Annotated in this window: 9 protein-coding genes; 7 read left to right on the plus strand and 2 right to left on the minus strand. The window is 29.4% G+C overall.

The window, feature by feature from the left end; genetic code table 11:
* Positions 1-280: 280 nt before the first annotated feature.
* The gene (locus J7M87_RS07605) at positions 281-571 is read left to right on the plus strand and encodes a hypothetical protein (protein ID WP_291650243.1); all 291 of its coding nucleotides are present in this window, start codon (positions 281-283) and stop codon (positions 569-571) included.
* A gap of 156 nt (positions 572-727) precedes the next feature.
* Here the strand turns inward: J7M87_RS07605 and J7M87_RS07610 are convergent, their stop codons facing one another.
* Positions 728-2623: a glutamine synthetase gene (locus J7M87_RS07610; RefSeq protein WP_291650245.1), complete on the minus strand. Its 1896-nt coding sequence runs from the start codon at positions 2621-2623 to the stop codon at positions 728-730.
* A gap of 274 nt (positions 2624-2897) precedes the next feature.
* Positions 2898-4649, minus strand: a complete 1752-nt coding sequence (locus tag J7M87_RS07615) for a DNA mismatch repair protein MutS (RefSeq protein WP_291650247.1) — start codon at positions 4647-4649, stop codon at positions 2898-2900.
* A 180-nt stretch (positions 4650-4829) separates the two neighbouring features.
* Here J7M87_RS07615 and murI point away from each other — a divergent pair, with 180 nt between their 5' ends.
* The 6 genes from murI (at position 4830) to J7M87_RS07645 (ending at position 11738) form a co-directional block, all read left to right on the plus strand.
* The gene (gene murI / locus J7M87_RS07620; protein ID WP_291650249.1) at positions 4830-5603 is read left to right on the plus strand and encodes a glutamate racemase; all 774 of its coding nucleotides are present in this window, start codon (positions 4830-4832) and stop codon (positions 5601-5603) included.
* A 195-nt stretch (positions 5604-5798) separates the two neighbouring features.
* Complete coding sequence (locus J7M87_RS07625; protein ID WP_291650251.1) at positions 5799-6068, plus strand: STAS-like domain-containing protein; 270 nt, start codon at positions 5799-5801, stop codon at positions 6066-6068.
* A gap of 168 nt (positions 6069-6236) precedes the next feature.
* Positions 6237-6761 (plus strand): peptidylprolyl isomerase, encoded by a 525-nt coding sequence (locus tag J7M87_RS07630; RefSeq protein ID WP_291650253.1) that lies wholly within the window; start codon positions 6237-6239, stop codon positions 6759-6761.
* Positions 6762-6783: 22 nt separating this feature from the next.
* Positions 6784-7161 (plus strand): DUF3783 domain-containing protein, encoded by a 378-nt coding sequence (locus J7M87_RS07635; RefSeq protein ID WP_291650256.1) that lies wholly within the window; start codon positions 6784-6786, stop codon positions 7159-7161.
* Positions 7154-7834 carry a helix-turn-helix transcriptional regulator gene (locus J7M87_RS07640; protein WP_291650258.1) on the plus strand — a complete coding sequence of 227 codons (681 nt, stop codon included), beginning with the start codon at positions 7154-7156 and terminating at the stop codon, positions 7832-7834. Before J7M87_RS07635 ends, J7M87_RS07640 begins: the two co-directional genes overlap by 8 nt.
* A 139-nt stretch (positions 7835-7973) precedes the next feature.
* On the plus strand, positions 7974-11738 hold the full coding sequence (locus tag J7M87_RS07645; protein ID WP_291650260.1) for a S8 family peptidase: 3765 nt from the start codon (positions 7974-7976) through the stop codon (positions 11736-11738).
* The last annotated feature ends 16 nt before the right edge of the window (positions 11739-11754 follow it).

The following is an 11754-nucleotide window of genomic DNA, read 5'->3' on the forward strand; positions in this document are numbered from 1 at the left end:
GTTTTATAATTTATATAGGTTTAATTATTTATATAAAAAAAGTAATTGTATATGGTTATATTCTAATATGGGGCAACATAATATATAAAGAATGTATGGTTACATAATAAAAATACCTTATATCATAGAAATGTTTATATAAATTTTGACAATAAATAATATATTTCTACAATAAAAAAGTATTTTTATAATTATTATGTAAAAATTATATACAAGTATTGACATAAAACGTATGTTCGTATAATATAGATGTAGAACTTATGTTTGGTTGGAGGGTAATATGAATAATGATATTTTTGTAAAGTTAAATTATAAAACAATAGGTGAATTTAAAAGCTTAATAATAGATAGACAGCATATAGATAATGAAAAAGAAAAATATTTAATGTGTACAGGTAAATATGACAAAAATGGATGGACTTTTATATTTAAGGCCAATAGTATGAAGGAAGCGGAAGATTTTATAAATAATAATTCATTAAGTAGAAAAAAGAACGTTATAAAAAATGTTTTAGATAATAATATATCCTTTATGGACAATGAAAAAATTCATATTCCTGCATGGATATAAAAATATCAGTTTATATAAAAAGTTAGGCAGAGGGATAATCATAGAGATGAAAAATTTCTCTACCTTGTATTGAATTTAAAATTGCATATTGACTTGTTAATAAAATAAAAAGCTAAGCTTATTAGCTTAACTTTTTAATAATGTTTCTATATAAATTTATATATCTAATAAATTCTTTGTATAGTTAGTATAAAGATTTCTTAATTCACTCATTTTATTTTCTAATTCAAGTGATAGATCAGATGCTAGAGCATAATTTTTATTAGATAAAGCTAACTTTATACGAGTGAATAAGCTTTTGGTTGTATAAGTATCTTTCATTATATAATGTCTTAAATTATCTATAGTCATCCAATTTGATATATCTAAATCTAATGCATTCTCAGAGTGAAGCTTTTTAAATGACCTAACTTCAGCAGCGTGATTTAGTATAACTCTATGAACAATATCAGTAGTCCATCTTTGAATTGTAGCAAGTTTAAAGCTATTTATTAATTTATCACTAAATACATCATTTCTTTTTAATATATTTAATTTATTTGAATACGTATCTAATTGAATTAAGTTTTCATATACAGTAGCAGGTGCTTTACCAAAGTATTCATTTCTTTCTTTCTCTGTGTAGAATTCAAATACGTCTTCTTCACTTCTATAAGCTCTAGGTCTTTCTAAATAATGAGCATCCTCACCAGGTTTCTTTGATAACTCTGCCAAAAGCTCTTCTTCAGTTTTATCATTTTCAAGGGCATAGATTATTCCATCAAGCATTGACATATATGAAACAGAAAGAGCGAGATAGATATTTGTATGAGGATTAGGTGATCTAAGCTCGAATCTTGTTGCTAATGGATTGGTTAAATCTCTTATTAATCCTATTAATATAGTTCTATTTCTTGATGGATTATCAGGAGATACTCCAAGTGATGTAACTATACATATAGGTGCTTCAAAGCCAGGTTTTAACCTTTTAAACGCACCACTAGTTGAAGATATAAATGGATTCATAATCTCATAGTTTTTTAATACTCCCATTATAGCTCCATATCCTATGCAGCTTAGGAAATCTTCTTTAGTTGCATGGAATAGGTTTATTCTCTTTCCATCTTTTAATTTTAAACTAACACCTAGGTGGATATGCATTCCAGAACCAGCAACATCATCTATTGGTTTTGCCTTAAATGTAACATCCAAGCCGTGTCTTCTGAATGTTTCTTGAGTTAATATTTTTACGAAGATTTCATTGTCAGCAGCTTGAATAGCATCAGAATATTTCCAGTCAATTTCAAGTTGCTCCATTATATGATTGAATTCTCCATTAGTATCAAGCTTTGACTTTACTCCACCAACTTCTTTATGTCCCATTTCAGGTTCGAATCCATATGATTCCATAAGAAGTAAAGTTTCTTCTAATGCAGTCCTAACAGCACCTTTAGTTCTTGTCCAATATTGTTCTTGTAATACTTCAGATGTAGACAATTCTTCTATATGAGCTTGTTCATTTGGAGTTTTAACCCAAAATTCTAGCTCAGAAGCTGAAGTTATTACAATTTCATCTATATCATCATATTCAATTCCAAATGGGTTTAAAGTTTTAGGTTTATTTTTAAAGATATCTAAAAGAGTTGATTTAAATGTATTTATTGCTGAAGTAAGAATATTTCTTGAACATACTGATTTATTATTATGAATTAGGAATGAAGGGATTCTAAGAGTACCAATAGGCTTGCTAGTAAATGGATCAATATGATCATAATTATAGTCAACAAACCAATTAGCATTAAGATCTGCAATCATATCAACTTTTGCGTCATTTAATGTTGCAATCCCAGGAAGTACAACTGAAGAACCATCTGTTTGAATAGCAACTCCATTTAAAAATGAGTCAATATCATCTAAAAATAATCTTGATGGAATTTTTTCGTCAGTATCATTACCTGATAAATCTATTCCAACAATAGATACAAATTTTATTTCAGGATGGTCTTTAAAGATTCTAAATAAGTCTTCTTTATTATGTTTTGATTTTGGTATTGTAAAAATTAAATCTTTCATAAAATCTTCCTTGCCGAAATATAACAAGGAAAAGTCACTTCCTTTCTGCTTTAAATCGAATATTTAACTGGTCTAGACGTCATAATATTCGTAAAATCTTTAATTTATAAAGCAATTCTATTATATACATGGTATGATGTCAATAATTAATTTAACAAAATAATGTAAAAATAATATTAGATGTATGAAAGATTTTTAAATTCTTAAATAAAAATATGTAGGCTTGTGTTAATTTCAAGTGAAGCTATAAAAATAAGCCTACATACTTATGTTCTTATTTAGTAGAAATATCTTTAATTGAATTATTTATTATTTCATTAGGATAGCCTAAATAGGATAATAGTTTTATGGCATTTCCTGTATTACAGATGCCTTCTTTTAATTTAAAATCAAAAATTAAACCTTTGGTTTCATCAACATCTTCACAAAAATAATATTTTAAATATTTATCATTACAAGTTTCAGCTAATTCTAAATCATGTGTCGCAACAATTGAAAGTGCATTTCTATTCATAATATATTTTAAAATCTGCTTAGAGGTAGCGATTCTTTCAATTGGGTTTGTTCCCTTAAAGATTTCATCAATTATGCAAAACGCTGGTACTTCTTCTTCTAATGAATTTAAAATCCTAAGAACAGCATTACATTCTTCTAAATAATAGCTAGTACCAGATAAAACGTCATCTGAAATACTAAGAGAAGAGATAACCCTAAAGAAGGAGGAAGTATACTCATCACATAAACATGTATAAATAGATTGAGCTAATAGTATATTTAAAGCTAGAGTTCTCATAAATGTAGATTTACCAGACATATTTGAGCCTGTCAAAATAACTCCTTTATTATTTAAATGTATACTGTTAGGAATACCATCTTCTAATAATGGATGATAGGCATTTTCTATTTTGAATAAATTATTTTTATTATCAGTAAAGTTAGGCAAGCTATAATTTTTTAATTTAGTTCTATAAGAAGATACAGAAATATAAGCTTCTATTTTACCAACTAATGCATAGAGTTCAATTAACTCTTGTCTATTTTTTTTTATAATATTGATTATAGAGTAGTAAGATCGTATTCTAGTTAGAAATAAAGCATTTATTGTTTCTATAAATATATCTAGAGCTCCTTGAGAATAAATAAATAATGTTTTTTTATCTATTTTAGAAAATAGATTTACTCTTTCTTTTATTTTGTTTATTTCATTTTTTAAAGTAGGATCGTCAATTTTAGATAGTTCCTTAGAAGCTCTAATAAAGTCGCCTAAATATTGAAGTGAAGTAAGTTCGTATTCTATTTCAGATGCTGTTCGTAGGGAAATGAACATATATATGGCAAAAATTCCTATAAAGGTTTGAATGTTATCAGAGCCATCAATAATAAACCAAACCAATACTACAACCGAGCTTAAAGCTATTAAATTATATGATAATACCTTTAATTTATTTACAACTGTTTCTGTATTAAATAAATTAAATATCTCACCTTTTCTTTGTTTTCCTAAGTTAGAAAATATCTGTTGGACTGTGCCTCTTAGATTTTCATCATCTTTAAATTTTTCTATGATTTTATTTCTTTCTATCAATTCAGTACTAGTAGTTTTGGGTGTTCTTAAAATGTAATACAGCATTTGCTCCCCTGGAGTTGATGAACAATTGCTTATCTTTTTAAAAACCTCGTCAATATTTAGATCATGAGCAGTTTGGTCATCTATATCATGAAAGGTATTTTCATTTATATATTTAGGACCATATTCATAATAAAATTTATGTATTTTATCAAAGTCAAACTTGGAGTCATATCCATTGGGCCAAGATGAGATTAAGAAAAGTATTTCATTAAACTTTCTTGATTTATCAAAAAGATTGGAAGCGGTAACAATAAATATAATAAAGAGAAAAATTCCTATTTGATATATTCTACCTCCTAATTCTGGTCCTAATTTAAATGTATAATAAATAGTAGCTATAGATAAAGCTACAAAGATATATGTAAGACACTTATAAATTAATAATTTTCTTTTCAAAAAACCACCTCTGTTAATTAATTGTATAATTTATTATAATATAACATTAATAGAAAAAATAGTATTTAGGGATTGTAATTAAAAATTTATCGAAGTTAAATAACAATATAAATCTGTAGATTTATATTAAATAAAGGTATAAAATAAAATATAGAATTAAAGAAAATGGAGTGAGATTAGGTGGACAATAAGAATAGGCCAATAGGTTTTTTTGATTCAGGAGTAGGCGGATTAAGTGTAATGAAAGAAGCAATACAAGTAATGCCGAATGAGAACTATATATATTTTGGAGATTCTAAAAATGCACCTTATGGAGTAAAGAGCGTTGAAGAGGTTAGAGATTTGACATTTAAGGCTGTAGAATTCCTGTTAAATAAAGGGGTTAAGGGTATAGCTATTGCTTGCAATACAGCAACTAGTGCAGCGGTTGCAGATCTTAGAAAAGTATATCCAGACTTACCTTTAGTAGGTATAGAACCTGCATTAAAGCCAGCAGTTGAACTTAACAAAGATGGAAATATATTAATTATGGCAACATCAATGACACTCAAGGAAGAAAAATTTAACAGGTTGATGAATAGATATAAGGATAGAGCATCAATAATTCCTGTACCATGTCCTGGGCTTGTAGAGTTTATTGAGTCTGGTAAGCTTGATGGGGAAGATGTTGAGGAATACTTGTCTGAAAAAATAAATACATATAATGATGATAAAATAGCTTCTATAGTTTTAGGATGTACACATTATCCATTTATAAAGGACGCTTTAATTAAAATTATAGGAAAGGATATTACTATAATAGATGGTGGACTAGGAACAGCTAAAGAGTTGAGGAGAAGGTTGAATGAGAAGAATTTATTAACTGAATCAAAGGAAAAGGGGACTGTTGATATAATTAACTCTTCGAATAAAAATGAAGTTATAGATTTGAGCTATAGATTGTTGAAAAAATAGAGGCAGTCTTTAAATGGCTTTAGTTGTAAATAAGAATATAGATTATTAAAAATAATAAAGTTAGACTTATAGTTTTATTCTATAAGTCTAAGAATATTTGTTAAAATGTTGACAAATATTCTAAAAATTGATATATTATAGTAAAGGGAGTTTTCAGAAAATTTAATCAATTATAAAATGCTGGGGGTATGTTTTATGGAAATTAAAATAAAAGATGTATTGGGTGAAGATATAACTATAGAAGATGCAATTTTACTAAGAGAAATTATTAGAAATAGTATAAATATTGGAGTATCCCTTGATTTTGAAGGATTTGAAAGAATTCCAACTACTTTCTTAAATGTTTTACTTGGGGATTTAATAAATAAATTCGGAAGAAAGTTTATTTTTAAACAAATCAATGTGAAAAATTTATCAAATTATACTGATTATTCTAGAGTAGTACTAGGAACTACTTTTCAATAAAGCATAGAGAAATCTATGCTTTTTTTATTAAATAATATATAATTACCATAAGAATAAAAAATATATAATTCCAACTTTAAATTATGGTGGATATATATTATAATTTTGAATTTATAGATTCAAATATGACAATAATAATAAAAGATTTAATTTGAAAGGAGATTTATTATGCAAAATCCAATAGTAACTATAAATATGGAAGATGGAGGTGTTATAAAAGCTGAGTTATACCCAGAAATAGCACCAAATACAGTAAGAAATTTTATAGATTTAATAAATAGAGGTTTCTATGATGGTATTATATTTCATAGAGTAATACCAGGTTTTATGATTCAAGGGGGATGCCCAGAAGGAACAGGTATAGGTGGACCTGGATATAGCATTAAAGGAGAGTTTTCTAGAAATGGGTTTAAAAATGATTTAAAACATTCAAGAGGAGTTCTTTCAATGGCAAGAACTATGATACCTGATTCTGCAGGAAGCCAATTCTTTATAATGGTTGCAGATTCTCCACATTTAGATGGGCAATATGCATCATTTGGAAAAGTTATTGAAGGAATGGAAGTTGCAGATAAGATAGTAAACTCAAAGAGAGATTATAGTGATAAGCCTTATGAGGATCAAAAGATATTAAAAATGACAGTAGATACTTTTGGTGAAAATTATGATGCACCAGAAATAATAGAAGATTAATAGAGAATTTAGGAGGGGTTATATGCTTGACAATAATAAGTGTATTTTAGTTTATAATGTTCCAGAAATAGAGTTAAATATTTTAAAAGAAGAAGGATTTAGGATTTTAGAAATATCATCAGAAATGGTTGAAATGACTGTTAAGGATATAATAAATGGGTTAAGGTTCGAGACATTCAATTCAAATCCAAGAGGAGAATCTGTTATTCTTTTCAATAATTTTTCTGATGAAGAGCTAAAAGGAACTATAAGAAGTATTAGACAAAAGATAAAAGGTGGAATATTAGCAACAGTAACTCCAACTTCAATGGAGTGGAAATTCAATTATTTAGTAGAGCACTTAATTGAAGAACGAGAGTGGTACTTAAAGCAACAGAAGGGAAGATCTCAAAGTGAGTAGAGTTGGGGGAAAAATAAAAGAGGCTAGACTTAAGAGTGGAATGAGTCAAAAGGTATTGGCTAAAAAGTTAGGTGTAGCAGAAAAGTTTATAAATGAAGTTGAAATGGGAAGAAGAGTAGCTCAAGAATCGTTAATTAACAAGGTATCAAAAATATTAAATGCTGACTTTAATGATATTAGTATGGTAGTTACAGATGAAGCTCTAATTGAAGAAAGAAAGACTATGAGTGAAGTTAAAAATAAGGCATCTAAAGTGAATATAGAAAAAAATGAAGTTTGGACTAATGCCTTTTCATCTGTGTTAAAGAATGTTCCTATTCTTGATTATTCATTAAAAAATAATAAGGGGTTTAAAGAACTACCTATTCATTCAAATAAAGTTGAAGGATATTCTCAAGATAAGGTTCTATATTTAGAAATTCAAGATGATGAGATGTCTGGATTTAGAATGTTAAAAGGAGATTTAGCTTTTGCTACTTTAGTAAAGGAAGTAAGCAATAATGGAATATTTTTAGTTGAATATAAAGGAAGAAGAGCAATAAGACAAATAAAGAACTTAGGAAATTCTAAAGTTTTATTAGTCAGTAATGCAGGAAGCCTATTAACTGAAACTATGAATCTTAATGATATTTCTGTACTAGCTAAATTAGATAGAATAGAAATAAAACTATAAATGAAAAGTTGTTTTGGATTTAATAAATTCAAGACAACTTTTTTTTATAACGAAAAATTATGAATATATAAAACAAATTATAATTTAGGTTCCCACTTTACAAAAAAAATACATATATTGATAAAAACAAGACTGTGAGGTGAGAACTATAGAAAACATAAATCCAAATAAGGTGGATGCAGGATTAGGACTTATACAAAATGTACCAAAGAATATATTGAGTAAGTTAGGAATAAGTCAAGGCACTACTTTTTCAGAGGGAGGTATAATAGAAGTTACTATAATATCTGGAGATAGCCCTGAGAATGTAGCAAAAATTGTAGAGGACTTAGGCGGAAGATACGAGAATTTAGGCTTTGGATTTGGAATAGTTAATATACCTGTTGATAATTTATGGAGATTAGCAAATAGCAATTCGATACAATATATAGAATTACCTAAAAGCTTATATACTACAGACTCTCAAAGTAATAGAGCAGCCTGTGTAAATACAGCTAGAGAGAGCTTCGGTATTCAAGGTGAAGGTGTTTTAGTTGGATTTATAGATACAGGTATAGATTATACTCATCCAGCATTTAGAAATGAGGATGGAACAACAAGAATAGATTATATATATGATTTAAGTGATAATGGAAAGATATATAATAGAGAGATTATTAATACAGCTCTTCAAAATGCAGATCCATTTTCTGTAGTCCCTTCTTATGATAGTACAGAACATGGAACTCATGTAGCAGGGATTGCTTGTGCTGGAGGAAATATAAACCCGGCTTTTTATGGAGTAGCTCCTAAAAGTTCGATTGCAATGGTTAAATCTACTAGAGGACAATTTGCACTTAGCACTAATATAATGAGGGGATTAAAGTTTCTTGTTGATAGAGGAAAGGAATTAAATAAGCCATTAGTAGTTAATATAAGTTTAAGTACTAATGATGGAGCTCATAATGGAACAAGTCTTTTAGAGCAATATATATCAACAATATCGACATTAGAAAGGATTACAATTGCCATTGCGGCTGGAAATGAGGGCGATGCAGCTCATCATATTGGTGGAGATCTAACAGGAGAAAAAAGAATATCTATAAATGTAGCTGAGGATGAACCTGCTGTAATATTAAATTTATATAAATCTGTTTTATCTAACATATCTATAAGAATAACAAGCCCTACTGCAGCAACAAGCGGAGAGATAATAATAAGAGAGGGATACACTGAAGGAATAATAGGAAGGGATAGATATCAAGTTTATTATACTGGACCTAAACCATTTGATTTAATAGGAGAAATATCAATTGCATTACTAACAAATAGTCAATATATATCAGCAGGGCAGTGGGAAATTAGGTTATCATTACAAAATGAATATACAGGCATATTTGACATGTGGTTGCCAATATCTGAAGGATTAAATGTTAATACAAAGTTTTTACAACCAACTGTATTAAATACACTTGGAATTCCTGCAACAGTAAGCAATATAATTGCGGTTGGAAGCTATAATTATGTTACAAATAATATATCCTCTTTCAGTGGAAGAGGAAGACCAGCAATATTTGAGGCAATAAGGCCAGATTTAGTAGCCCCAGGAGAAGGTATTTCAGCACCAACTCCCAATAGGTCATTTGATACTAAGAGCGGTACGTCCATGGCGACTCCGCATGTAACTGGAATTGCAGCGTTGATGATGGAATGGGGAATCTTAAAAAGAAATGATCCATATTTATTTGGTGAGAGGCTGAAATATTATTTAGTAGTTTCAGCAAAGAGACCTAGAACAGATGTAATATATCCAGATCCAAGTTGGGGATATGGTCAAGTATGCTTAAGTGCTGCAATAGAAACTATAATAAATAATATTGGGTTTATAGGATCTAGAAGCAGCAAAGAATATAGAAATGATGTAGAGAATAGCATTAACGAAAATTTAGAGAGTGATAATGATACTTATGAAAATTTAAACAATATGGAAACTATAGATAATGAAATTAAAAGTAGCGATGAATATATTAAAAGTACAAATTCAATTAATGAAATTTTGGAGGATAAGGAAGTGGATATAAAAAGTAATAATTATAGGCAGCCAAGTATATATAAGGACTTTGAAAGAGAAACATTTCAAAATTATAAAGATTATAACGAAATTGTGGGATTCATAGTTGAATATACATCTAGCGAAGAATTGATAAAAATAAACAATTTGCCGGGTGCATCAGTTACTGTACTAGATAATAACTTCGCTATCGTTTATATACCTTTTAATAGAATTTTAGAAGTAGAACCATATGTTAAGGATATAGTTTCTATAGAGGTACCAGTAATCTATACATTAGAGCAATCTTCACCTGTAGAGGCTAGTGGGGCTCCTCTGTTTCATAACAATCCATTTCTACAATTAAATGGAAGAGGGGTTGTAGTAGGGATTGTAGATACCGGTATAGATTATTTAAATAATGAGTTTATGAGGGAGGATGAAACTACAAGAATAATAAGAATATGGGATCAGAGTTTAGATGGTGAGAATGAGATTTATGGAGCTAGGCTAGGGGTTGAATATAATAGTGATCAAATTAATGAAGCAATACAAGCGAATAAGCGTGGTGAAGATCCATATGCAATAGTAAAGACTAAAGATGATATAGGACATGGAACTATGGTAGCTAGTTTAGTTGGCGCTAGAGGAATAAATCCTGAAGTTATGGGAGCAGCTCCAGACTGTGATTTTGCAATCGTTAAATTAAAGCAAGCTCCTAGTGTTATATTAGATTATGCTGGAGTAAGTACACCTGGAACAGGTAGATATGCAACTGTTGAGTTATTACTAGCTGTAAGATATTTATCTAGATTAGCAAGTGACTTAAAAAGGCCTATGGTGATATGCGTTCCTCTTGGGAGCAATACAGGAGCTCATGATGGAACTAATGCTGTTGAGGTAATAATGTCAAATACAAGCAGTCAATTGGCAGTTGCATGTGTGACTGGTACTGGAAATGAAGGTGATACTGATACTCATACAGAAGGTAAGTTTGAAAAGCCGGGTCAAATAAAAAATATAGAGATTAGAATGGGAAAAGGTCAAAAAGACTTAAACTTTCAAATATATATACAACAACCTGATAAAGTTTCAATAGGAATAGTATCTCCATCTGGCGAGGTAGTTGAAAAAATACCAGTTAGATTAAGCAAGGTAGAGAATGTACAATTTATTTATGAAGGGACAAGAATGAGAATTTCATATATTTATCCTGATCCAGTTACAGGAGACGAAGTAATAAGTATTGAAGCAAGGGGACTTAGGGAAGGAATATGGCAATTTAGATTATATGGAGATTATATAGTTGATGGGAGATATTGGAGTTGGTTACCTCAAAGAAGTTTACTAGATCCGGATACAAAGTTTTTAAGTCCAAGTCAATATACAACATTAACAGTTCCAGGAACATCAAGAGGAGCGATAGTAGCAGCTTTTTTTAACCAAAATAATAATGCAACTGTAGGTCAATCAGGCAGAGGATTTACAAGAGACGGCAGAGTGAAGCCTGATCTTGCGGCAGGTGGTATAAATGCGATAGTTACAATGCCTGGAGGGGGAACTAGAATAGTAAGTGGTTCATCTGTTTCGACAGCTATTACAGCGGGTTGTTGTGCATTAATAATGCAATGGGGAGTTGTAGATGGAAATGACCCTAATTTATATTCAACAGAAATTAGAACTTATTTGATAAGGGGAACAAGCATGAGAGTCGGGGATATATACCCAAATGAGCAATGGGGATATGGAGCAATAGATATGAAGGGAGTATTTGATTCTATAAGAGAAAATCTAACTGGTGGTGTTAGTCAAACAAGAGATAATGAAGAATACAGTGTAGGCAATCTATTTGTAAGCAAGCCAACAGATATATAAAAGAACAAAATACTCA

It is taken from the genome of Clostridium sp., from assembly GCF_017888565.1.
GTDB lineage: Bacteria > Bacillota > Clostridia > Clostridiales > Clostridiaceae > Clostridium.

Excerpts from the sequence above, each read along its gene's own strand:
- J7M87_RS07610 (WP_291650245.1), bottom strand. The coding sequence starts at position 2,623 with ATGAAAGATTTAATTTTTACAATACCAAAATCAAAACATAATAAAGAA.
- J7M87_RS07605 (WP_291650243.1), top strand. The coding sequence starts at position 281 with ATGAATAATGATATTTTTGTAAAGTTAAATTATAAAACAATAGGTGAA.
- J7M87_RS07625 (WP_291650251.1), top strand. The coding sequence starts at position 5,799 with ATGGAAATTAAAATAAAAGATGTATTGGGTGAAGATATAACTATAGAA.
- J7M87_RS07630 (WP_291650253.1), top strand. The coding sequence starts at position 6,237 with ATGCAAAATCCAATAGTAACTATAAATATGGAAGATGGAGGTGTTATA.
- J7M87_RS07635 (WP_291650256.1), top strand. The coding sequence starts at position 6,784 with ATGCTTGACAATAATAAGTGTATTTTAGTTTATAATGTTCCAGAAATA.